The following is a 23,392-nucleotide window of genomic DNA, read 5'->3' on the forward strand; positions in this document are numbered from 1 at the left end:
TGATTGATATGAAGGTAGACTACCATTTGCACCTTGAAGAAGGTCCATATAGTGTGAGTTTTCTAAATAACACTTATCGGGCTATTCAATACTTTTATCCAGTTGATACCGCTCATCAAGGCACAAAAGAAGGAATGAATGAAAATATTGCACTGTTAAGTGAGCGGTTTAAGCATACGGAGTTTTCAGAGTGGTGGCTTGAATTATATTTAGAAGAAGCATTGCGAAAGGGTTTAAAAGAAGTTGGAATTGTCGATCACCTCTATCGCTTCAGAGACACGAGAGACTATTTTTTAAAGTATATCGACGTAGATTCAAAAGAAATAGGTGAACAACAATTAGATTGGCTTAACAAAGTAATGGTTAGAGATTTGCATGAATTCGTTGACATGATTCAATCCCAGAAAAATCGCTGGAGGAAAAAGGGGATTGAGTTGCGCTTAGGTATGGAAGCAGATTATTTTGAAGGTGGAGAAGAAGAATTACAAAAATTATTGGAAGGATACCCATTTGATTATGTAATTGGTTCAGTACACTTTTTAAAAGGATGGGGCTTCGATAACCCACAATTACAACATAGATTTAAAAATTATAATTTGGTAGAAATATATGAAAAACATTTTAATACCATCATAAAAGCTGCTAAAAGTAAATTGTTCGATTTTCTTGCCCACTTAGATAATCTCAAAGTGTTTAATTACCGTCCAGATGAATCGCAATTGGCAGGAATATATGAAAAAGTAGCAAAAACACTTGCAGAACACGATGTAGCTACGGAAGTAAATCCAGGTTTATATTACAGATATCCTGTAAAAGAAATGTGCCCAAGTCCAAGATTCATGGAAATATTGGTGAAACATGGTGTGAAATTTACTACTTCTTCTGATTCCCATTTTCCAGACCAAATAGGTATATATAATGAAGAAATTCAGGAATTGTTACGTTCAAATGGCATTAATAACCTAGTTACCTTTGAAAATCGAAAAAGAATTATGAAACCATTTTTGTAAAAACGAGGTATTTGTTATGAAATTGTTTTGTTTTAGTTCATTAGAAAAGGTATTTTTAGATGGCCCAGTTCATGGAGTCGAACAACCACAGGGATCTTGTTTGTTGGGAGAGAAATATGCAATACAAATTGCATTTTATGTGGATAAGGTAAACACTCCGATCCAGTTAGATCTGAAGACAGAACTACAGGAACAAATTAATGTATATAAGGTAGAACATGTTCCCTCAGAATTACCGAATGGTGAGGGACACGACCAGGATATTATTACTGGTAAACCTGGTTTATTTCCAGATGTACTTCAATCAAGCAGATTACCGGTTCAGTTTTCCAGATTAAAAACGGATGTCTGGTATTCTTTTTGGATAGAATTTGAAACTGCAAACCCTAAATTAAGCGGGACTCATGATATTTTGTTCACACTAGATTATGAAAACAAATATGGAAAACAAATCACATCTAGAACGTTCCAGTTGGAAGTAATTGCCAAGAAGTTACCTAAGAGTACTATTAAGCACACAGAATGGATTCATACGGATTGTTTAATGAATTATTATCAAATAGAAGCATTCAGTGATGAATATTGGGAGCTTGTTGATAAATATATTAGTATGGCAGTGGTTCATAGTCAAAATATGATGCTTACACCAATATTTACACCCCCAATTGATACGAACATAGGTGGGGAAAGACGGACTGTGCAACTTGTGGATATAAAAAAGAACAGTGATGAATATGAATTTGATTTTACAAACTTGCAAAAATGGAGCGATATTTGTAAAAAAAATAATGTTCAATATTTAGAAATCATTCATTTATTTACGCAATGGGGGGCTAAATCTACACCTAAAATAGAGGTTACAGTTGACGAAGAAAAAGTGAACTTTTTTGGGTGGGAGACCGCTTCAGCATCGAAAGAATATATTTTGTTTTTACAGCAATTTATTCCATCATTAATAGAATGGTTAAAGGAAAATGAATGGGATAATAATGTTTATTTCCATATCTCTGATGAACCATCAATAGATGATATTGAACATTATCAAGAAGCTAGTAATTGTGTAAGAAAATTGGTAAAAGGTTATCCAATTATAGATGCGATGTCAGACTATTATTTATATAAAAAAGGATTAGTGGATATTCCGGTTGTCGCAAATAACCAAATAAGAATTTTTCTCGATAATAAGACGTCACCTCTGTGGACCTACTATTGTGGTGCACATAATTATAAAGTATCCAATAGATTTTTCGATATGCCATCCTATCGAAATAGAATTCTTGGTTATCAATTATTTAAATATAATATTGATGGTTTTCTGCATTGGGGCTATAACTTCTGGAATACACAGTATTCAAAAAAGGCTATTAACCCCTATGAAATTACTGATGCAGAGGTCAGCTTTCCTTCGGGTGATAGTTTTGTAGTATATCCAGGCGAGAAGGGACCTCTTCCTTCTTTGCGGTTAAAAGTAATAAATGAGGCTTTTCAAGATTTTCGAGCAATGCAAGCAATAGAAAATATTTATGGAAGAAATGCAGTCGATGAATTGATAGAGAAGTATTTACCAAACTTAAGTTTTGATGAGTATCCCAAAAATCAAAAATACATTTTTTCAATAAGAGAACATATAAACAAGTTAATTAAAGACAGCATGAAAACGGAGTGTGGAAAGTAGATGTATGAAGGAGTATTAAAAGCAGCAAATGATATCGTTCAACAACAAATTGCAGATGAAAAAGTACGGAATATGTTTCAAAAATGCTTTGGGGACATGTTAAGGAATTCAATTAAAGAGCTGGATGATGGGAGTATTTTTGTTGTAACTGGAGATATACCGGCGATGTGGCTGCGCGATTCCACCTGCCAATTACGGCCATTTATGATATTTGCAGGTCAATTTGAAGATCTTGACGCTTTAATTGTAAGTACTATTAACAAACAGATGTCTTTAATATTAACTGATCCTTACGCAAATGCTTTCAATGCGGAGCCGAATGGAAATAGATGGGATGATGATATTCCTTTACAAAAGCCAGAAATATGGGAACGAAAATACGAGATTGACTCACTTTGTTTTCCATTTCAGCTAGCCTATCAATATTGGAAATATACTGGTCAGGTAGAAATTTTTGATGATACTTTAAAAAAAGCAATGGAAACTGTTATTTCGGTATGGAGAACAGAGCAGGATCATGAAAATAAATCTGATTATCGTTTTCAAAGACCAGGTACCGAAGACTTACCTAATAACGGTTTAGGCTCTAATGTGGGGTATACTGGAATGACCTGGTCGGGCTTTAGACCAAGTGATGATGCATGTAATTACCATTTTTTAATATCAAGTAATTTGTTTGCTATTAGAATCCTGGAAATTATGGAAGAAATTGCGGAAAAAGTTTATCGTGATTCAATACTTTCAACAAATGCAAATCAATTGGCAAATGAAATAGCAGATGGTGTACAAAAATATGGAATTGTGACCATTGATAAAAGCACACAAATATATGCTTATGAGGTTGATGGACTGGGAAACCATATTTTAATGGATGACAGTAATATACCAAGTTTATTGTCACTGCCATTGCTTACTAATATTTCGAAAGATGATGGAATTTATCAAGCAACCCGGGATTATATCTTGAGTAATTTGAATCCATATTATTACAAAGGGCAATTTGCAGAAGGAATTGGAAGTCCACATACACCTAATCAGCAAGTATGGCCAATTGCTATATCAGTAGAAGGTTTAACAGCCATTGAAGACAATGAAAAATGGGGAAAAATAAAATTGATTAGTGAAAATGATGCAGGTACCAATCTTGTGCATGAGTCTTTTCATGTGGATAACCCTGATTTATTTACCCGTGAATGGTTTTCATGGGCAAATTCTATGTTTTGTGAGTTAGTGCTAGATTTTTGTGGATATAAAATAAAATATAAATAATCCATTTTGATTTGATAGGAAATTTTAAAAAAATCACCAACAATTTAATCGTTCAGGTTCTTAATATGGCACTACAGTAATTGTTAGGACCCATAATAGAAACTTAATTTTACCCCAATTGCTAACGTAGAGTTAATTATTTACAAGGGAGGAATAAAATTGGCAGAAGTTAAAACTGAGGCAAGAAAGATAAAAAATTATATTAATGGAGAATGGGTAGAAAGTAAAACAACAAAGTACGAGGTTGTTTATAATCCAGCAACAAAAGAAGAAATTGCACAGGTACCCCTTTCAACAAAAGAAGAAGTGGACTATGCTGCAGAAGTTGCAAAAAAAGCATTTGAAGAATGGAAAAACGTACCTGTTCAAAAACGAGCGAGAATTCTATTTAACTATCAGCAATTATTACAAAATAATAAAGAGGAATTGGCTCGTCTGATTACAATTGAAAACGGTAAAAATACAACAGAAGCATTAGGTGAAGTTGGACGTGGAATTGAAAATGTTGAATTTGCGGCCGGTGCTCCAACATTAATGATGGGCGACTCATTAACTAATATTGCAACAGATATGGAAGCAACAAACTATCGCTACCCAATCGGAGTTGTTGGGGGTATTACTCCATTTAACTTCCCAATGATGGTACCTTGCTGGATGTTTCCAATGGCTATTGCAATGGGGAACTCATTTATTCTGAAGCCATCAGAAAAGACCCCATTATTAACGGAGAAATTGGCTGACCTACTAGAAGAAGCAGGACTTCCTAAAGGTGTATTTAGTGTGGTTTATGGTGCACATGATGTTGTAAATGGTATTCTTGATCACCCTGAAATTAAAGCTATTTCATTTGTTGGCTCAAAACCAGTTGGTGAATATGTTTACAAACGTGGCAGTGAAAACCTGAAACGTGTTCAAGCACTTACCGGTGCAAAAAACCACACAACTGTATTAAATGATGCAGATTTGGATGATGCTGTTAAAGACATTATCGCTTCTGCATTTGGTTCAGCTGGAGAGCGCTGCATGGCATGTGCTGTTGTAACAGTTGAAGACGGTGTTGCAGATGAATTTATTGCAATGCTTAAAGGAGCGGCAGATAACTTGAAAATGGGTAACGGTTTAGATGACGGCGTATTCCTCGGACCTGTTATTCGTGAAGATAATCAAAAACGTACACTGGAATATATTGAAAAAGGTGTTCAGGAAGGTGCTAACCTGGTACGAGACGGTCGTAAAGAAAAAATGGACAATGGATACTTTGTTGGACCAACCATCTTTGAAGGTGTAAAAACAGATATGACAATTTGGAAAGATGAAATTTTTGCTCCAGTACTTTCAGTAGTACGTGTTAGTAATCTAAAAGAAGCGGTTGAAGTTGCCAATCAATCTGAATTCGCAAACGGTGCTTGTCTATTCACATCTAATGCTTCGTCAATCCGTTACTTTCGTGAAAATATTGATGCAGGTATGATTGGTGTTAACTTAGGGGTTCCAGCACCAATGGCGTTCTTCCCATTCTCTGGCTGGAAATCTTCATTTTTCGGTACTTTACATGCAAATGGTAAAGATGGTGTTGATTTCTATACGCGTAAGAAAGTAGTAACTGCTCGTTATAAAACACCAGATTTTAAATAAGTAATAGGTTTGAACGATTTAGGAATAAGGGGTTCGCCTTTTGTTCCAAAAAGTAATACATGGGGGGATTTTTTTATGAGTAAACTGCTCCGCAAACCAAAACGGGAAGAGGTTTCTGAAGGCATAACACTTGTACATGAAGTGTCAAAGCAAAATTCAGATTTAAAATATGTAGGCTTTAGAGTAATTGATCTTGTTAAAGGCGCAAAATATGTAGAGTCTTTGGTTAAAGAAGAATGCTGTATTGTTGCATTAACTGGAAGGATTAATGTAACAGAAGGTGAAACTTCTTTTAAGGATTTAGGTACACGGGATAGTGTTTTTGAAAGGAAACCAACCGATAGTGTATATGTTTCTAATGATCTCACCTTTGAAGTAGAAGCAGTAACTGATGCAAGAATAGTTCTTTGCTATTCTCCTTCTGAAAATCAATTACCTACTAAACTAATTAAAGCTGAAGAAAATAGTATCGAAAATAGAGGTGAATATAGCAATAAGCGTTTGGTTCATAATATCCTTCCAGACTCAGATTCTACTGCTAATAGTTTGCTGGTTGTAGAGGTATTCACTGAAACCGGCAACTGGTCCAGTTATCCACCACATAAACATGATCAGGATAATCTACCGGAAGAATCATTCCTCGAGGAAAGCTATTATCACCAAATGGATCCGCCACAAGGATTTGTGTTCCAGCGTGTGTATACAGATGATCGGTCGCTGGATGAAACAATGAATGTTGAAAACGGAGATGTTGTCCTAGTACCAAAAGGTTATCATCCAGTAGGAGTGCCTGATGGATATAGCTCTTATTATTTAAATGTAATGGCAGGACCAGAAAGAATTTGGAAATTCCATAATGATAAGGATCATGAATGGATACTGGATCGTAAATAGTTGTGAGGGGTGTTAACCAGATGGGTTTTAAATTCAATAATGACAGAATATACGATATTATCGCAATCGGCCGTGCATGTATTGACCTAAATGCAGCTGAATACAATCGCCCGATGGAGGAAACTATGACATTTTCAAAATATGTTGGTGGTTCCCCAGCTAATATAGCAATTGGTTGCTCCAAGCTAGGCTTAAAGGTAGGGTTTATCGGTAAAATACCAGATGATCAGCATGGGAATTTCATTAAGAAGTATATGGCTGATGCTGGGATTAATACTTCTAATATGGTCATTGATAAAGAGGGACATAAAGCAGGACTTACATTTACAGAAATTAAAAGTCCGGAAGAGTGCAGTATTTTGATGTACCGTGAAAAAGCAGCAGATCTATACTTAAATCCTAGTGAAGTGCATGAGGAATATATTAAGCAAGCAAAAGTATTACTTGTCTCCGGAACCGCATTGGCACAAAGTCCTTCTAGGGAAGCTGCAATCAAAGCAGTTGGACTTGCAAGGAAAAATGATGTGAAGGTGATATTTGAATTGGATTATCGTCCTTACACATGGAAATCCAAGGAGGAGACCGCTGTCTATTACTCGTTAATCGCAGAGCAGGCTGATATCGTTATTGGAACACGTGATGAGTATGACACGATGGAAAACCTGGAAGAAGGTATGGGTGAAAACCAGAAGTCGGTAAATTTTCTGTTCAAACATCGCCCAGGGTTATTAGTAATTAAGCATGGTGTTGAAGGTTCGTACGCTTATACAAGAGCGGGAGATGTATTCAGAGGCCATGCATATAAATCAAGAGTCTTGAAAACCTTTGGTGCGGGTGATTCCTATGCTTCTGCTCTCTTGTATGCGCTAATCCGTGGCAAAGATATCGAAACTGCATTAAAGTTCGGCAGTGCATCAGCTGCTATTGTTGTTAGCAAGCATAGCTCTTCAGAAGCAATGCCTACTGTTGATGAAATTGAGCAATTGATTTCAGAGAACGAAAAAAAGTAATGGGGAAGGTCGGGTTATCATATGGGAAATAAAATCAAATTAACAACCGCCCAGGCTCTGGTAAAATTTTTAAATCAGCAATATATCTATATCGATGGAGAGGAATTCCCGTTTGTGGAAGGTGTATTCAGTATTTTTGGACATGGAAATGTTCTTGGGATTGGTCAGGCACTTGAACAGGATTCCGGCCATTTAAAATTGTTTCAGGGAAAAAATGAACAAGGTATGGCTCATGCGGCTATTGCCTACAGCAAACAAAAACTTCGTCGTAAAATTTACGCTGTAACTACTTCAGTTGGACCTGGTTCTGCCAATCTTGTGGCAGCTGCTGGAACAGCTTTGGTAAATAATATTCCAGTGTTATTTTTACCTGGTGACACGTTTGCAACGAGACATCCTGACCCGGTATTACAGCAGGTAGAACATGAACATAGTGCAGCGATAACAACAAATGATGCACTTCAGCCTGTATCGAGATACTGGGATCGTGTTACTCGTCCAGAACAGCTGATGTCAAGTTTGATTCGTGCATTCGAAGTAATGACAGATCCTGGGAAGGCTGGCCCTGCTACAATTTGTATTTCTCAGGACGTAGAGGGAGAAGCATACGATTACGATGAGCCTTTCTTTGCAAAAAGGGTCCACTATCTTGATCGTGAAACTCCAGTGGTAAGAGAATTAACTGGTGCTGCTGAATTAATTAAAGCAAGTAAAAAACCTGTCATTATAGTTGGTGGCGGAGCGAAATACTCCGGTGCACGTGAAGTTTTAATGGATCTTTCCGAGAAACACAATATTCCATTAGTGGAGACCCAGGCCGGAAAAGCTACGGTTGAGTCAGCCTTTAAAAATAATCTGGGTGGTATAGGAGTTACTGGAACTTTATCAGCAAATAAAGCGGCTAAACAGGCTGATTTAATTATTGGTCTTGGTACAAGATACACTGACTTTGCTACTTCTTCCAAAACTGCATTCGATTTTGACTCGACTAAATTCCTTAATATAAATGTCAGTCGTATGCAAACATATAAATTAGATGCCTTTCAAGTTGTTGCAGATGCTAAAGTGACACTTGAACAGATTGCAACACTGCTTGAGGGATATACAACAGAGTTTGGTGAAGCTATTTCGGATTTAAAAGAGGAATGGTTAACTGAACGTAATCGATTAGCGAATATTACATTTAAACGAGATGGTTTCACTCCTGAGGTTCAGGAACATTTTTCCCAGGAAGTATTAAATGAATATGCAGATAGACTGGAGTCTGAATTTGCTCAAACGACAGCGCTTCTTACAATCAACGAGACAATCGCTCCTGATAGCAATGTTGTTACATCTGCAGGCTCGCTTCCAGGGGATATGCAGCGGATTTGGAATTCAGGCAAACCTAATACGTATAATGTGGAATACGGATATTCCTGTATGGGATATGAAATTTCCGGAGCTTTAGGTGTTAAACTGGCTGACCCTAAAAGTGAGGTTTATTCATTTGTTGGGGATGGAAGTTTCCTTATGCTGCACTCTGAATTGATTACAGCACTCCAGTATAATCAAAAGATTAACATTCTATTATTTGATAATTCGGGATTTGGATGTATTAATAATTTACAGATGGGAAATGGAAGCAAAAGTTTCTTAACCGAATTCAGAACCAATGACAACAAAGTGTTGAATGTTGATTATGCAAAAGTAGCTGAAGGATATGGAGCTAAGGTATATCGTGCAAATACAGTTGACGAATTAAAAGCAGCCTTAAAGGATGCGGAAAAGCAGGAAGTCTCCACTCTAATTGAAATAAAAGTATTGCCCAAGACAATGACTGAAGGCTATGAAAGCTGGTGGAATGTCGGGGTTGCTGAGGTTTCGGAAAATGAGAATGTCCAAAAGGCCTATAAAGAAATTACGAAAATGAGAAAAAAAGCAAAACAATACTAAAAAAATATGAAAATTAAAGTAAGACAAAGCAGCTAAAGTTTCATCAAACCTAGCATCAAAAGGGTTGGATTATTACCACAAATTAGTTGGTGTATTAGTTTCAAATGTGATCGAGCCTATGTGTACACTATACAATTGGAATTTACTTCAAGCATTATAGGATAATGGTGGATGGAATAATCGTGAAACAATTGAGGCGTTAGTTAATTATTCAGAGGTAATGTTTAAAGGAAAGGTCAACCATTGGATTACGTTAAATGAGCCATGGTGTATTGCATTTTTATCTAATTATGTTGGCAGCCATGCACCCGAGAATAAAGACCTGCAGTTCAACACAGATCTCCCATTATTTAATGGTTGCTCATGGAAAAATAGTGAAAAAAAGATAGCTATTATTGGCTGTAACAAACGATCGCAAATAATTGGTTTGAAGTCTAAGTACACATTTTGTGATATGAAAAAGTAGTGAGGTGTTGGCGATAAAGAAAGATAAGAATCAATCGTTTGATTATGAAAGATTGTTTGATAATCGCCATATAAAAGATAAACCATTTAAAACCTTTTTTATGTTATATCAGGGTCAAAGGAAAAATATACTCCTCTCATTTTTTTTCTTTTTGATAAAGCATTCACCAGTTTGGGTTATTCCAGTTGTTACTGCAAATATGATTAATATAGCTAGTGCCCCTGAAAAACATAGTATTACAGAACTATGGATCAATTTGGCGGTAATATTAGTGATTATTGTACAAAACATCCCATCACAGTTATTGCATATCAGTTTTTTAAGTAAAGCTTCGAGACAGGTAGAAGCCGCTTTAAGGAGTACGATGGTTCGCAAGTTACAACATCTATCTATTTCATATCATAGCGAGGCTAGAACTGGACAACTGCAATCGAAAGTTTTACGAGATGTTGAAAATATTGAAGTTTTAACAAAACAGATGATGTTTACTTTTTCAGCGGCAATTACCAATGTTGTAGTTGCGATTTCTGTAACTGCATTTACAAATGGAACCGTTGCTATCTTTTTTATATTAGTCATTCCAATTGCATTAGGGCTAGTATATATATTTAAACGTAATTTACAAACAAAGAACAAGGATTTCAGAACGCAAATTGAATCCATGTCGGGTCAAGTTGCTGAAACAGTAGCAATGATAACCGTTACCCGGGCACATGGATTAGAGGAACTGGAAATTAATAAAACGGATAAAACTCTACACACATTAAAAGGAAAAGGCTATAAATTAGATATGTCGGAAGCTTTATTTGGTGCTTCCGGATGGGTTGTGTTTACATCTTTTCAAATGTTTACGTTAATTTTCACATCCATTATAGCATACCGGGGATCTATGCAAGTTGGGGATATCGCGATGTATCAAGCATATTTCACGTCGATACTAATGTCTGTCAATCAGATTATTAATGTATATCCCCAATTAGCTAAAGGCTATGAATCTATTGTATCTGTATCAGAAGTTTTATTTTCGAACAAAAACGTGGAATATAAAGGAACGAAGCGGATAGCAAATGTCCAAGGAAAATTCACATTTGACAACGTTCAATTTAAATATGACGATACTGAAAAGCATGTGCTGTCTGATTTTAATTTAGATGTTAGTGTTGGAGAAAGCATTGCCTTTGTAGGCGAGTCTGGTGCGGGAAAATCTACTGTATTGAGTTTACTAGTTGGATTTTACCGTCCTACAAATGGACGTATTTACGTTGATAGTATTTCTTTTGATGAACTTGATATGCAATCCTACAGGAAGAATATTGCTATCGTTTCACAGAATACAATCTTATTCTCTGGTTCAATTAAGGATAATATAACGTATGGGTTAAGGGATGTTACAACAGAGAGATTAGACAAAGTGATAAAAATGTCTAATCTGCAAGATGTGATCGCTGCCATGCCGGATGGTTTAAATACAAAAATTGGTGAACATGGCGGAAAGTTATCAGGTGGTCAAAGACAACGTATTGCTATCGCTCGTGCATTAGCGCGGAATCCAGATGTAATTTTGCTTGATGAAGCTACGTCTGCATTGGATAACAAGTCCGAATATAAAGTCCAACAAGCTATTAGCGAGCTGATCAAAGACCGCACAACTTTCATTGTTGCGCACCGGTTATCAACCATTCGAGATGCTGATCGTATTGTTGTAATGCGTGAAGGGAAATGTGTAGAAACTGGTACTTTTGATGAATTGATTGAGCGGAAAGGTGAGTTTTATCAGTTGAGAGAGATGCAGTTTTAAAGAAAATAATAGTTCAATATTTAAGAGCAAAAACTCCCACGGATCTAAAGAATATCATTCCGGGGTTTTTTATTATGCATAACTTTAAGTTTTATAACGAACCACTAACAATCGTTGGTAGCTCATTGTTTTTTCCTTCTAATCGTCCGAATACGTTTCCTGCTCCGTTTTCCGTAAACGATAAGCCGTCTTCCCCATCCACCGATTGTTGCTCCTCTTTGGAATATCCCAAGCGAAAGCTTCCATTATCATTGGTTAAGTCGATTTTATGTAAGTGGAATCCCCCAATAGCGTGTGAACCTAAGTAAAACTTGTTTGATGTCTATCCTAATAAAATCCGGACAAAGGACCAGGTTCCCCTTTCCAGTTAACCAGTTTTAATTTCATTCTCATAACACCCTTACCTTTACTATTTGTTCTTTCTAATGAAATTTCTCCAATTTCATTTGTGTTCCTTACATGTGTACCACCACATGCTTGTTCATCTATATCACCAATTGAAACAACTAAGTTCCAAGAATTAAAAAACTAGCAAAGCTGATTTTTAAAATGGTTATTTATTTCACCTAATCCACAACAACAGTTAGTAAACTAAATGATACAAACTTGTGTACTCACTAGAAAAAGAAAACCTTTCAACAGGTATTGTGTCAGGAATGGCAGATCCAAGTATGCTGCAAATAGAATTTACGGAAAAGGCCGAGCATGCTGGTAATACACCAATGTATGATTGAAAGGATGACTGGTTCTTGCGAGGGAGTTTATCGTAACCATCCACGATTTTCCAAAACAGGTTAGCTCAATAGCATGAGATGAGTGGTGTAAAGATTGCAGAGGTAGAACATAGTTATCTGACTTAACTAAACATTGACATATCTCTATTTTGTTATTATAATTCTAATAGTTTATAGGACTAATAAACTAAATGGTAAGTTAAGTTGGTGATAAACTTATAATGGTTGAAATCACATCGATTGAGTCAATCTGTCATTTGCAAACAAATTTATCGCAAGAAGACGTTAAAAAGATTTTAGAGATTAGCCAAAGTATTCAATTGACGGCTGACCTATCTAAAGCGAATATTTTCATAGATTGTCTTACGACTAATGAGGAACATGCCATTGTTGTTGCTGAAGCAGCCCCAACAGATATTGACCCTATCTATGAAAATCCTGTAGTCGGTAAAAGAGCGTATGAAGCATTCGAACCTGCTGTGCTTTATTGTCTTAGGACAGGGAACTCAATGACATCTAATCGAGCAATTACACAAGAAAGTAAACAGGTAGAGCAAAGTGTTGTTCCAATCCATGGGCACAAAGGTAACATTATTGGTGCTTTGATTATGGAGAAGGACATTAGTAATCAATTTAAAGAACAAGCGGAATTGAAAGCGTTGTCACAAGCGACGGAATCTTTAAGCGGTGTTTTAATGGGTGTTTCTGATAACCATCCTATTATCCCAGAGCTAATTGAAGAAGCATTATTCTTTGTAGAATCAAATGGCAAACTGATTTATTCTAACCCTGCAGCGATTAATTTACTACATGGATTGACCGGGGCTAAATGTAATAATGGGGAGGATATTCTCGAACATTTACCTTGCTTAGATGAAATTATCATGAAACCGGATGTTTTATTAGTTAGGGAAATGAAGGTTTTTGATAAGACATTTAAGGTGAAAAAAATACATTTACCTAAAAAGGAAAAGTATAATGGAATGTTCATTATTTTAAGAGATTTAACAGAGCTAAGGGAAAAAGAACAAGAACTGATTATGAAATCGGTTGCTATTCAGGAAATTCATCACCGCGTAAAAAACAATTTGCAAACTGTTGCTAGCCTACTTCGATTACAAATGCGAAGAGGGGTTCCAGAGGAAAGTAAGGTTTATTTTCTTGAAAGCTTAAATCGCATACTTAGCATTGCCTCAGTTTATGAGGTAATCTTATCCAATAGAAGTATAGATAGGGTAGATATTTATGAGTTGACCGAAAAAATTGGTAATATGCTAGTACATACGGAAAGTAAAGAAGGTACTCAGATTCGTATTTACTATGAAGGATCAGAATTAATAATAGAGTCCAAAAGGGCGGTATCTGTTGCTTTAATTATCAATGAGTTAATACAGAATTGTATAAATCATGCTTTTAAAGGAAGACGTACTGGAGTTATAGAAGTGATTTTTGAACAATATGATGATCTAATCATTGTAAAGGTTAACGATAATGGAATTGGCTATACCCCAAAAAGTAAGCCTTCCCTTGGTCTAGATATTGTAAATATGATGGTAGAACATGACCTAGCCGGTGAGTTTGAATTTAAAAAGATTGATAAAGGTTCACAAGCTAAAATAATATTTCCTTTAGAAGGACGGGTTTAAATGAAAAAAAGGATAGTCCTGGTGGAGGATGAGTCGATCGCACGCATGGATATATCATTGACCCTACAAGATGCTGGATATGAAGTTGTCGGACAGGCCGGGAATGGGGAAAAAGCTATCGAAGTTGTTCATGAGTGTCAGCCTGACCTCATAATAATGGATATTAAAATGCCAAAACTTAATGGGCTAAAAGCCAGTAAGATTATCTCTCAAAAGTTCAATATTCCTATTCTTTTATTAACAGCTTATAGCCAACAAGACTTTATAGATAAGGCGAAAGAATCGAATATAGTAGGATACATTGTGAAACCTGTTTCAGGTGATCGATTAATTCCATCGATAGAGATTGCACTCCACCAGAGTGAAGTTTCTAACCAATATCGAAAAGAAATAAAAGAGGCAAAAGATCATTTGAATGAACGTAAAGTGATTGAAAAAGCAAAAGGTATTTTAATGGAGCGATTTAATTACAGTGAAGAGAACGCATTTAAGAAAATCAGAACCATAAGTATGAATAAGCAAGTTACCCTTGGAAGAGTGGCAAAACACATCATAAAAAAGTACTCTTCCGGTGATTTAAAAACGAAAAGTGAATAATACAGGGCAAAGGTGCTAAAGGAATGGGTTCCCATTTCTTTAGCACCTTTTTGTCTTTTTACAGGGGAAATTAAAACTAATTAATAGGAAAGTGGGAATTAGTATGGTATTAGTAGGCAATATTGTAATTTACATTATTATGGCATGTGCTGTTATTGGGGCGATTGCTTCTATCAAAAACAGCGAAGACGGTATCGGTGGTCAATTTATGGAAGGAATTCATACGATTGGTCATATATTTGTTCCAGCAGCAGGGATTATGGCTTCTATCCCGTATCTTTCTTGGTTTATAAACAAAGTATTTGGTCCCGTCTATGAAAGTATTGGTGCGGATCCAGCTATAGCTGCGACTACAATTTTAGCATCTGATATGGGTGGGTACCAATTAGCTGAAGCGCTTAAGCTATCATATGAGGGATGGACTATGGCGCTTATCGTTGGCTTTATGGCTGGAGCGACAATTGTGTTTTCCATACCTATGGGTCTCGCTATGCTTGATAAAAGAGATCATAAGTACATGGCGCTAGGAATTATGTCTGGTATTTTAACCATTCCTATCGGTGTGTTAATTTCCAGTGTGATTATTACTCTTACGAATGCCAAAATAAGGGATGTCATCTCTACAACCACGGAATCCACGTATGAGTTTACTATGAGTTACTTACAAATTTTTATTAATTTGACCCCGCTTTTTGTATTTGTAGTAATACTTGCTCTTGGTTTGTATTTCTTGCCAGATTTAATGGTTAAAGGATTCATGTGGTTTGGAACAATTGTAGACGCAGGTATTAAATTAGTTTTAGTGTTTTCTATAGTTGAAATCTTTACGGGTCTATTTTCAACGGTTTTTGGTACTTGGGGATTCGATCCCATTATGGCTGATAAAGAAGACCAATTCCGTGCACTAGAAACCGCTGGTTATATAGGTATTATGCTTGCAGGTGCTTTCCCGATGGTATATCTTTTGAGAAAGTACGCCTCTAGACCTTTAGAAGCAATCGGTAAAAAGCTAGGTTTAAGCTCAGTAGGTAGTGCGGGGTTAGTAGCCACAATTGCCAATATACTGGCAATGTTTAAGTTAGTTCAGTACATGCGGCCTAAAGATAAGGTTATAAATATCGCTTTTGGTGTCTGCGCAGCCTTCTTATTGGGAGATCATTTATCCTATACAGCAAATTTTCAGCCAACCTTAATTCTACCTATTATTATCGGTAAACTTTCAGCCGGATTGATTGCTATAGGAGTGGCTTACTGGATTTCCATACCTAAGGCCATGGAGCTGGAAAGAATTGATCGCGAAACAGGTGTCATTGGGAAAGATGAGTATTTGGAAAAAGAAGAATTTGGAGAGGAAGATATTGCGACAAAGGAGGCAAATTAAAATGAATGAAGAAAAGAAAAGGTTTATCCAGGAGTTTGTGCCGGGTAAACAGATTACTCTAAGTCATCTAATCGCAAACCCGGATGTTAGCATGTTTGAAAAGTTAGGTATAGAAGAGTCAGGTGCGTTGGGTATTCTAACATTAACCCCAAGTGAAACGGTAATTATAGCAGGGGATTATGCTACCAAAGCTGCTCATGTTGGTATTGGATTTTTGGATCGATTTACAGGGAGTCTAGTTCTTATAGGAAGTGTCTCTGAAGTGGATATCGCTATGAAAGAGGTCAATCGATTTTTATCGGAAACACTTGGTTATACACCAGCTACAATCACTAAATCTTAGAAACTATCAACTAGGGGGCGACCGAATGGTGAAAAAAAATCGCGGAATGATTGTAGGTTCCATCGGGGCGGGTAAATCAACTTTAACAAATGCTTTACTAGGACGTGAAAATAAAGCAGTGAAGACCCAGACATTAAATTATGATAACTGGCTAGTTGATACACCGGGAGAATACACAGAAAATCCATTACATTATAAAACCATTATGGCTACTTCCCTTGAGGTTTCCCATGTCCTATTCGTACAGGATGCAACGAAAAAAAAAAACGATTTTCCCGCCAGGCTTTAGTACAGGGATTAATAAATTGCCTATAGGGGTGGTAACAAAGGCCGACGCAGAAACAGCGGATATACCAAAAGCTATACACCAGCTAAAAAGGGTGATCTCTAAAGGCCCCATTGTCATAACTTCTGCGGAAGAAAATAGAGGATTAGATATTATTAGGGATCTAGTAAAGTGTAAAAGTATAAAGGAAATGAAAGAATATGCCGAAAGCTGTGATAGTGAGGATATTACTTTTAATGAAACCCTTTACAAATAAACTATTTTAAACTAATATAATAGTTAGATATATTTTAAAAAGAATAGATTCAAGGCAAAGGCGCCTTATACAACTATCTAAATGGATAGTTCGTATGGGGTGCCTTTTTGTGTTTAAGAAGGAGTGGCATGTATGGATCAACGTAAAAAAGAAGAGCTACTAAGTGCTGGAATTGATATTGGTACAAGTACAACAAAACTCATAATTAGTAGATTTTCTCTTATGAATACAGCGGGAAGTACACATATGCCTCGTATTGAAATTGTTGATAAAGAAGTCGTTTATAAAAGCCCTATTTTCAGAACACCATTGAAATCGGACAATGAAATTGACATGAATGCAATAGAAGAAATGGTTTTGTCTCAGTATAATGAAGCCAATATTACATCAAATGATATTAAAACGGGTGCTGTGATCATCACTGGGGAGACAGCTACAAAAACGAATGCACAAGAGATGATTAATCACTTATCAAGACATGCAGGAGAGTTTTTAGTAGCAACGGCGGGACCTGACTTAGAAAGCATCATAGCTGCTAAAGGATCAGGTGCTTACGATTATTCAAAAAACACGAACAAAACGATTGCGAATATAGACATTGGGGGTGGGACCGCGAATATAGCGGTTTATCAATACGGAAAGCTACTTGGTACGTGCACCCTCCATGTTGGTGGGAAATTAATTGAAGTTAGTGACGATAAGATAAATTATATTGCTCCATCTTTAAAGAAGGCCATTAAGCGAATAGATATTTCTATTAAAGAAGGAGAAAAATATGATCAAAAAGACCTTAGAAAGATAACCGATTATATGACTACTATCATTTCTTCTATGCTTAGAAATGAATTGACTGAGACTGAAGATTTGCTCTTAGGGCGTTTGCCGAACTGGGAACAACCAATTGATGTGATTATGTTCTCCGGAGGGGTCTCGGAATGCATTTATCATTCTGAGAATTGCCATTCCGTTGATAGGTATAATGACATTGGTAATCTTTTAGCTATGTCGATTACGGAGGATGCTACATTAGCATCGTGGGAATGGATTAAACCTAATGAGACGGTACGCGCGACAGTTTTGGGAGCCGGAACTCAAACGACTGAAATTAGTGGAGGAACTATTCAAGTTGATAATGAAACCCTTCCCTTGAGGAACCTTCCAGTGTATAAAATTCCCTTCAAAGGGGATTTCGCTGAAAACTTATCCCAACTCACTCAATCGATTGAAGCAGGTATAGAAATATACGATCCAAAAAAAGAGGGGCAAAACTTTGCATTATATCTATCAGACCTTCCTTTATTAGGGTTTAAGGAAATGCAAAGTTTGGCGGATGCTCTAGTGAACGCTGTTAGAAAAAAACCTAAACAGCAGCCACTAATCATCGTTCTTGAACGAGATCTTGCCAAATCCCTTGGGCAGACAATTCGTGTCCAACACGAGCATCAACACACCTTGTGTATTGATCAGATTTATGTAGAACATGGGGATTATTTAGACATTGGAAAAGCTTTACAATCAGGTGTAGTACCAGTTGTTATTAAAACACTAACTTTTCATTAACGGGAAGGAGGCTATCTGTTGAATTTAACAATTAAGCATTTAGGACATACATATCAATTCTCTTCATTAAAAGACCTTTTTGCAAAGGCGAACGAAGAGAAGTCTGGAGATCGTTTAGCTGGAGTTGGAGCAGACAGTGTACAAGAGCGAATTGCAGCTAAAGAAATAATGGGTGATTTAACACTTCAAGTTATTCGGGATAATCCTCTTCTTCCACCCGAGGAGGATGAAGTATCTAGAATTATTGAATCCCTAGTCAATGAAAGAATCTATTCATCCATCAAAAGTTGGTCGATATCTGAATTGCGAGAGTATATATTAGACAGCGAAACAACAGGGGAAGACCTTAAACGAATAAGTCAAGGGCTAACAAGTGAGATGATAGCAGCTGTTGCAAAACTTATGTCTAATCTGGATCTAATTCATGCATCAAATAAGCTTGAAATATTAACTAAATGTAACATTACAATTGGTCAAAAAGGCGTACTTTCTTCTAGGTTACAGCCTAATCACCCCACTGATAATGTTGGGGGCATGCTTGCTTCACTAAAAGAGGGGCTTTCCTATGGTGTGGGGGATGCTGTTATAGGGATTAACCCAGTTGAAGATTCCGTTGAAAGTGTAAAGAGGCTTCTTCATGCTACTCACGACTTCATGGAGGAGTGGAAGATACCGACACAAAATTGCGTTTTAGCACACGTCACGACACAAATGAAGGCAATTGAACAAGGTGCTCCTGCAGATATGATTTTTCAAAGTATTGCGGGGACAGAAACCGCCAATCGATCTTTTGGGATTGATTCGACTCTTCTTAGTGAGGCGAGTGAATTAGCAAAAGTGCAGGGGACGGGGACAGGCCCTCAAAGGTTGTACTTTGAAACTGGTCAAGGCTCGGAGCTATCAGCTGAAGCTCACCATGGGATTGATCAAATGACACTTGAGGCTAGAAATTACGGTTTTGCCCGTTACTATGATCCTTATATTGTAAATACAGTTGTCGGGTTCATAGGCCCAGAGTATCTTTATGACAATAAACAGGTCATACGGGCAGGCCTTGAAGATCATTTCATGGGGAAGATGCATCTCCTACCAATGGGTGTTGACATTTGTTATACGAACCACATAAAGGCCGATCAAAATGATATAGAGAATCTTGGTGTTTTGCTAACAACAGCTGGTGTCAATTTTATTATTGCTGCCCCGATGGGCGATGATTGTATGTTGAACTATCAGTCAATGAGTTATCATGACGTGGCGACTTTACGTCAAACATTTAACAAACGTCCATCCCCCCTATTTGAAAAGTGGTTAGAAGGTATGGGCATTTTAGAAAATGGTAAACTTACAAGCCAAGCCGGCGATCCTACAATATTTACACGATAGGAGGTGGGAGATATGGATCCGTCTACCATTGAAAAGGTTACTAAAATTGTATTATCAAAATTGCAATCGATTGATGATTCACGTAATGAAGAAGGTGTGAAGATGTGGGATCATACAGCTTCAACACCCACAGTTGAACGTTTTCCTTCATCCTCTATTGAAGAAGGGGCTGTAGGACAAGTAAAGTTTTCTAAATTCGATACAACAGTTAAAAAAACTAATCACCGCGCTAATAAAGGGAATGGTGAAGCCACAATCCAACAAAAAGAACCGTTGGATGGTTTAAAGGAGCTTACCAATAAGACACCAGCAAGGATTGGTGTTGGGCGCGCAGGTGTAAGACCAAAGACAAATGCCTGGTTAAAATTCAGATATGATCATGCTGCAGCGGTTGACGCAGTATTTGGGGAAGTCGATCAAAGTCTATTAGAAGCACTTGAATTATTTACTGTAAAAACTAAAGTGACAGATAAGGAGACTTATATTAGAAGACCAGATTTTGGAAGAAGACTATCGGATGAAGCCAAAGAAATGTTGAATGAAAAATGTCAACAATCCCCACAAATTCAGATTATTGTATCTGATGGCTTAAGTTCAAAAGCGATAAATGCAAACTTGGAGGATGTTTATCTTTCGCTACAACAATCATTGAAGACCTTAGGACTTGATGTTGGGACTTCCTTTTTTATAGAAAAGGGAAGAGTAGCGGTTATGGATGACATAGGGGAGCAGTTAAAACCAGAAGTTGTCATTTTATTGGTTGGCGAACGACCTGGACTGGTTAGCGCAGAGTCATTAAGCGCCTACTTGTGTTACAAACCCAGATTAGACACGATTGAATCTGATCGTACTGTTTTATCCAATATACATCAGGGTGGAATCCCGCCAGTAGAAGCGGGGGCCTACTTGGGTAGCTTAGTTGAAAAAATAGTAAGCTATGAAGCTAGCGGTGTCTCCCTAGTTAAAAAGGAAGGGTAAAGGAGGCAGGACATGAGGTTAGATCCAATTTACGCGGACATACTTTCCGTACGTATCATTCCCAACGTGGATCCAATGCTAGCTAAACAGCTCAAAATCAAGAAAAGTCATAAAAGTTTAGCAATGTTTACTGTCGACCTAGACGATGTAGGAGTTACTGCTTTAGATGAGGCAACAAAACATGCAGATGTTGACGTTGCGTATGCTCAATCATTCTATGCGGGTGCGGATCATGCATCAGGCCCCTTATCAGGTGAGTTCATTGGAATTTTATCCGGTCCAAATCCTGATGAGGTCAAAAGTGGAATGGGCGCTGTTAAACAAGTGGTTGAACATGAAGCTTATTTTGAGGCAATTAATGAAGCCAAAACGCACAGTTTGTATGCGCATGTCGTGTCAAAACCAGGAAAGTTTTTATCTAAAGAGGCGGGGGTTGAACCTGGTCAAGCACTTGCTTACCTTATCGCTCCACCATTGGAGGCTGTTTATGGGATTGATACTGCTTTGAAAGCTTCTAATGTGGAACTTACCACCTTTTACAGGCCACCAACAGAAACAAACTTTGGTGGAGGCTTGCTAACGGGGACACAATCTTCTTGTCATGCTGCCTGTGAGGCCTTTCGTGAAGCTGTAATGGAAGTTGCTGAAAATTCAACCCGTTATTAAGTATTAATTTAGAAAGGAGTGTTACATTATGGAGTTTGATTCTGACTTGCAATCCATTCAAGAGATGAGAGGTGCAGTTAAACGGGCTAAAGTGGCTCAGAAAAAGTTTGAAGAATTTTCGCAGGAGAAAATTGATTATATCGTTAAAAAGGTTGCCGATGCAGCTTTTGAACAATCCGAGTTTTTAGCAAGAATGGCCGTTGAAGAGACGGGTATGGGTGTAGTCGAACATAAAATAATTAAAAACCAAGTAGGTTCGCGAGACGTCTATGAATCTATCAAGGATGAAAAGACGGTGGGAATAGTAAATGAAGACCGTGAAAGAAAGGTAACTGAATTTGCTTACCCATTTGGTGTAATAGCAGGCATCATTCCTACTACTAACCCGACTTCAACAGCTTTTTTCAAAACGTTGATTTCATTAAAAACGCGAAATGCTATTGTTGTTAGTCCACATCCCTATGCGGCAAAGTGTACAGTAGAGGCATTAAAAATATGTAATAAAGCCGCGGTTGAAGCTGGTGCACCTGAAGGGATTATCGGATGGATTTCTAAACCATCTATGCCTGCAACAACAGAGCTTATGAAACATAAAGATGTTGATTTAATTTTAGCAACGGGAGGTGGAGGACTTGTAAAAGCAGCCTATAGCTCCGGAAAGCCAGCTTATGGTGTTGGTCCAGGAAATGTTCCTGTTTATCTAGAGAAATCGTGCAATGTTAAGCAGGCCGTCAAAATGGTCGTCGATAGTAAGACGTTTGATAATGGAACAATATGTGCCACAGAGCAAGGCATTGTAGTTGATCAAAATATTAAAGAGGTAACGATACGAGAACTAAAAAATAGTGGTGCATATTTCTTAGACTCGGAAGAAAAGAAAAAGATGGAAGATGTGATCTCCCCTTTAAGAGGAGGTAAATTAAACCCAAAAATTGTAGGGCGTACAGCTCCGAAAATCGCGGAGATGGCTGGTATTACTGTTCCGAATGATACAAGATTGCTTATTGCAGAAGAAAATCAAATCGGAAAAGATATACCATTTTCAATAGAAAAGCTAGCACCTATTTTCCCGCTTTATGCAGCAAAAAGTGAGGAAGAAGCTAAGAGAATTTGTCTTGAACTATTGGAACTTGGAGGTAGAGGCCATACCCTATCCTTACACACAAATGATGACAAGGTAGCTAAGATGTACGGTCATGAAATGCCGGTTTCTAGATTAGTGGTTAACACACCTTCCAGTATTGGTGCGGTAGGCGCAACGACGGGATTAAAAGCCTCAATGACATTAGGTTGTGGCTCTTATGGTGGAAACATTACTTCAGACAATATCACAGCCAGTCATTTGTTGAACATAAAGAGATTGGCTTATGGCATTAAAGATGTAGAGATACCTAAGCCATCCGAAAATCGTGTAGTTGAAAGTAGTAACTCATCCGAATCAAATGAAATTGATGAAATTGTTGATCAAGTTTTTCAAAAGGTAGATACAAAAGATCTAGATCCACAAGTGGTATCAAAGATAGTGGAAAAGGTATTAAAACAATACCAATAAAAATTAGGAGGAATTTAAAATGGCACTTAATGGCGCATTAGGAATGATTGAGACAAAAGGACTTGTAGCATCGGTAGAGGCAGCAGACGCAATGGTAAAGGCAGCAAACGTTAACTTAGTTGGAAAAATTCACGTTGGTGGCGGAATTGTAACTATCTTAGTAAGTGGAGATGTTGGTGCTGTAAAAGCAGCTACTGAATCAGGTAGTGCAGCAGCACAACGGGTAGGGGAGCTTTTATCCGTACATGTGATTCCACGTCCACACAACGAACTGGAAAGCATTCTTCCAAAAATTGAAGTGAATCAACAAAGTTAATC

Annotated in this window: 23 protein-coding genes and 1 pseudogene; 22 read left to right on the forward strand and 2 right to left on the reverse strand. The window is 37.3% G+C overall.

Translation table 11 applies throughout. The features are described from left to right. The first annotated feature begins 8 nt into the window (after positions 1-8). From CFK40_RS04535 to CFK40_RS04575, 9 genes and pseudogenes are all read left to right on the forward strand, one after another. On the forward strand, positions 9-1,010 hold the full coding sequence (locus tag CFK40_RS04535) for a histidinol phosphate phosphatase domain-containing protein (RefSeq protein ID WP_089530983.1): 1,002 nt from the start codon (positions 9-11) through the stop codon (positions 1,008-1,010). Between the two features lie 16 nt (positions 1,011-1,026). Further along, positions 1,027-2,685 carry a DUF4091 domain-containing protein gene (locus CFK40_RS04540; RefSeq protein ID WP_089530984.1) on the forward strand — a complete coding sequence of 553 codons (1,659 nt, stop codon included), beginning with the start codon at positions 1,027-1,029 and terminating at the stop codon, positions 2,683-2,685. Further along, the gene (locus tag CFK40_RS04545; RefSeq protein ID WP_089530986.1) at positions 2,686-3,954 is read left to right on the forward strand and encodes a glycoside hydrolase family 125 protein; all 1,269 of its coding nucleotides are present in this window, start codon (positions 2,686-2,688) and stop codon (positions 3,952-3,954) included. A 159-nt stretch (positions 3,955-4,113) separates the two neighbouring features. Further along, positions 4,114-5,589: a methylmalonate-semialdehyde dehydrogenase gene (gene iolA / locus CFK40_RS04550; RefSeq protein ID WP_089530988.1), complete on the forward strand. Its 1,476-nt coding sequence runs from the start codon at positions 4,114-4,116 to the stop codon at positions 5,587-5,589. A 75-nt stretch (positions 5,590-5,664) separates the two neighbouring features. After that, a complete protein-coding gene (iolB, locus tag CFK40_RS04555) occupies positions 5,665-6,483 on the forward strand; it encodes a 5-deoxy-glucuronate isomerase (RefSeq protein WP_089530990.1) in 819 nt (272 codons plus the stop codon). A 20-nt stretch (positions 6,484-6,503) separates the two neighbouring features. After that, a complete protein-coding gene (gene iolC, locus CFK40_RS04560) occupies positions 6,504-7,493 on the forward strand; it encodes a 5-dehydro-2-deoxygluconokinase (RefSeq protein WP_089530992.1) in 990 nt (329 codons plus the stop codon). 21 nt (positions 7,494-7,514) lie between these two features. Further along, on the forward strand, positions 7,515-9,428 hold the full coding sequence (iolD, locus tag CFK40_RS04565) for a 3D-(3,5/4)-trihydroxycyclohexane-1,2-dione acylhydrolase (decyclizing) (RefSeq protein WP_089530994.1): 1,914 nt from the start codon (positions 7,515-7,517) through the stop codon (positions 9,426-9,428). Between the two features lie 64 nt (positions 9,429-9,492). Further along, positions 9,493-9,894, forward strand: a pseudogene (locus tag CFK40_RS04570) (family 1 glycosylhydrolase). A 7-nt stretch (positions 9,895-9,901) separates the two neighbouring features. Then, complete coding sequence (locus tag CFK40_RS04575) at positions 9,902-11,692, forward strand: ABC transporter ATP-binding protein (protein WP_227001862.1); 1,791 nt, start codon at positions 9,902-9,904, stop codon at positions 11,690-11,692. 91 nt (positions 11,693-11,783) lie between these two features. Here the strand turns inward: CFK40_RS04575 and CFK40_RS20905 are convergent, their stop codons facing one another. Both CFK40_RS20905 and CFK40_RS21755 read right to left on the reverse strand, forming a co-directional pair. Continuing rightward, positions 11,784-11,924, reverse strand: a complete 141-nt coding sequence (locus tag CFK40_RS20905) for a M20 family metallo-hydrolase (RefSeq protein WP_161493827.1) — start codon at positions 11,922-11,924, stop codon at positions 11,784-11,786. Between the two features lie 95 nt (positions 11,925-12,019). Further along, positions 12,020-12,190 (reverse strand): hypothetical protein, encoded by a 171-nt coding sequence (locus CFK40_RS21755; protein WP_089534287.1) that lies wholly within the window; start codon positions 12,188-12,190, stop codon positions 12,020-12,022. A 110-nt stretch (positions 12,191-12,300) separates the two neighbouring features. On the opposite strand from CFK40_RS21755, the gene CFK40_RS21465 reads away from it, so the two are divergent. From CFK40_RS21465 to CFK40_RS04635, 13 genes are all read left to right on the forward strand, one after another. Further along, positions 12,301-12,426, forward strand: coding sequence for a M20 family metallo-hydrolase (locus CFK40_RS21465; RefSeq protein WP_161493828.1), 126 nt, complete (start codon positions 12,301-12,303; stop codon positions 12,424-12,426). Positions 12,427-12,647: 221 nt separating this feature from the next. After that, positions 12,648-14,072 (forward strand): sensor histidine kinase, encoded by a 1,425-nt coding sequence (locus CFK40_RS04585; RefSeq protein WP_089530996.1) that lies wholly within the window; start codon positions 12,648-12,650, stop codon positions 14,070-14,072. After that, on the forward strand, positions 14,073-14,669 hold the full coding sequence (locus CFK40_RS04590) for an ANTAR domain-containing response regulator (protein WP_089530998.1): 597 nt from the start codon (positions 14,073-14,075) through the stop codon (positions 14,667-14,669). It begins immediately after the preceding gene. 103 nt (positions 14,670-14,772) lie between these two features. Beyond that, the gene (gene eutH, locus CFK40_RS04595; RefSeq protein ID WP_089531000.1) at positions 14,773-16,050 is read left to right on the forward strand and encodes an ethanolamine utilization protein EutH; all 1,278 of its coding nucleotides are present in this window, start codon (positions 14,773-14,775) and stop codon (positions 16,048-16,050) included. Position 16,051: 1 nt separating this feature from the next. Beyond that, entirely contained in the window at positions 16,052-16,393 is a 342-nt protein-coding gene (eutS, locus tag CFK40_RS04600) for an ethanolamine utilization microcompartment protein EutS (protein WP_089531001.1), read from the forward strand. Between the two features lie 25 nt (positions 16,394-16,418). Then, positions 16,419-16,682, forward strand: coding sequence for a EutP/PduV family microcompartment system protein (locus CFK40_RS21615; protein WP_319418027.1), 264 nt, complete (start codon positions 16,419-16,421; stop codon positions 16,680-16,682). Further along, positions 16,642-16,935 carry a EutP/PduV family microcompartment system protein gene (locus CFK40_RS21620; RefSeq protein WP_319418047.1) on the forward strand — a complete coding sequence of 98 codons (294 nt, stop codon included), beginning with the start codon at positions 16,642-16,644 and terminating at the stop codon, positions 16,933-16,935. The genes CFK40_RS21615 and CFK40_RS21620 overlap by 41 nt, the downstream gene beginning before the upstream one ends. Before the next feature lie 132 nt (positions 16,936-17,067). Further along, positions 17,068-18,495: an ethanolamine ammonia-lyase reactivating factor EutA gene (locus tag CFK40_RS04610; RefSeq protein WP_089531004.1), complete on the forward strand. Its 1,428-nt coding sequence runs from the start codon at positions 17,068-17,070 to the stop codon at positions 18,493-18,495. A gap of 18 nt (positions 18,496-18,513) precedes the next feature. Beyond that, positions 18,514-19,878 carry an ethanolamine ammonia-lyase subunit EutB gene (locus CFK40_RS04615; RefSeq protein ID WP_089531006.1) on the forward strand — a complete coding sequence of 455 codons (1,365 nt, stop codon included), beginning with the start codon at positions 18,514-18,516 and terminating at the stop codon, positions 19,876-19,878. 12 nt (positions 19,879-19,890) lie between these two features. Further along, a complete protein-coding gene (eutC, locus tag CFK40_RS04620) occupies positions 19,891-20,856 on the forward strand; it encodes an ethanolamine ammonia-lyase subunit EutC (protein ID WP_089531008.1) in 966 nt (321 codons plus the stop codon). 12 nt (positions 20,857-20,868) lie between these two features. Further along, positions 20,869-21,522: an ethanolamine utilization microcompartment protein EutL gene (gene eutL / locus CFK40_RS04625; RefSeq protein WP_089531010.1), complete on the forward strand. Its 654-nt coding sequence runs from the start codon at positions 20,869-20,871 to the stop codon at positions 21,520-21,522. Between the two features lie 28 nt (positions 21,523-21,550). After that, positions 21,551-23,074, forward strand: a complete 1,524-nt coding sequence (locus CFK40_RS04630; protein ID WP_089531012.1) for an acetaldehyde dehydrogenase (acetylating) — start codon at positions 21,551-21,553, stop codon at positions 23,072-23,074. 19 nt (positions 23,075-23,093) lie between these two features. Then, complete coding sequence (locus CFK40_RS04635) at positions 23,094-23,390, forward strand: BMC domain-containing protein (protein WP_089531014.1); 297 nt, start codon at positions 23,094-23,096, stop codon at positions 23,388-23,390. The last annotated feature ends 2 nt before the right edge of the window (positions 23,391-23,392 follow it).

It is taken from the genome of Virgibacillus necropolis (assembly GCF_002224365.1).
In the GTDB taxonomy this organism is placed as follows: domain Bacteria; phylum Bacillota; class Bacilli; order Bacillales; family Amphibacillaceae; genus Virgibacillus_F; species Virgibacillus_F necropolis.

Coding starts and splice junctions, on each gene's coding strand:
- CFK40_RS04535 (WP_089530983.1), top strand. CDS start 9: ATGAAGGTAGACTACCATTTGCACCTTGAAGAAGGTCCATATAGTGTG.
- CFK40_RS04540 (WP_089530984.1), top strand. CDS start 1,027: ATGAAATTGTTTTGTTTTAGTTCATTAGAAAAGGTATTTTTAGATGGC.
- CFK40_RS04545 (WP_089530986.1), top strand. CDS start 2,686: ATGTATGAAGGAGTATTAAAAGCAGCAAATGATATCGTTCAACAACAA.
- iolB (WP_089530990.1), top strand. CDS start 5,665: ATGAGTAAACTGCTCCGCAAACCAAAACGGGAAGAGGTTTCTGAAGGC.
- iolC (WP_089530992.1), top strand. CDS start 6,504: ATGGGTTTTAAATTCAATAATGACAGAATATACGATATTATCGCAATC.
- iolD (WP_089530994.1), top strand. CDS start 7,515: ATGGGAAATAAAATCAAATTAACAACCGCCCAGGCTCTGGTAAAATTT.
- CFK40_RS04585 (WP_089530996.1), top strand. CDS start 12,648: ATGGTTGAAATCACATCGATTGAGTCAATCTGTCATTTGCAAACAAAT.
- CFK40_RS04590 (WP_089530998.1), top strand. CDS start 14,073: ATGAAAAAAAGGATAGTCCTGGTGGAGGATGAGTCGATCGCACGCATG.
- eutH (WP_089531000.1), top strand. CDS start 14,773: ATGGTATTAGTAGGCAATATTGTAATTTACATTATTATGGCATGTGCT.
- eutS (WP_089531001.1), top strand. CDS start 16,052: ATGAATGAAGAAAAGAAAAGGTTTATCCAGGAGTTTGTGCCGGGTAAA.
- CFK40_RS21615 (WP_319418027.1), top strand. CDS start 16,419: ATGGTGAAAAAAAATCGCGGAATGATTGTAGGTTCCATCGGGGCGGGT.
- CFK40_RS21620 (WP_319418047.1), top strand. CDS start 16,642: ATGCAACGAAAAAAAAAAACGATTTTCCCGCCAGGCTTTAGTACAGGG.
- CFK40_RS04610 (WP_089531004.1), top strand. CDS start 17,068: ATGGATCAACGTAAAAAAGAAGAGCTACTAAGTGCTGGAATTGATATT.
- eutC (WP_089531008.1), top strand. CDS start 19,891: ATGGATCCGTCTACCATTGAAAAGGTTACTAAAATTGTATTATCAAAA.
- eutL (WP_089531010.1), top strand. CDS start 20,869: ATGAGGTTAGATCCAATTTACGCGGACATACTTTCCGTACGTATCATT.
- CFK40_RS04630 (WP_089531012.1), top strand. CDS start 21,551: ATGGAGTTTGATTCTGACTTGCAATCCATTCAAGAGATGAGAGGTGCA.
- CFK40_RS04635 (WP_089531014.1), top strand. CDS start 23,094: ATGGCACTTAATGGCGCATTAGGAATGATTGAGACAAAAGGACTTGTA.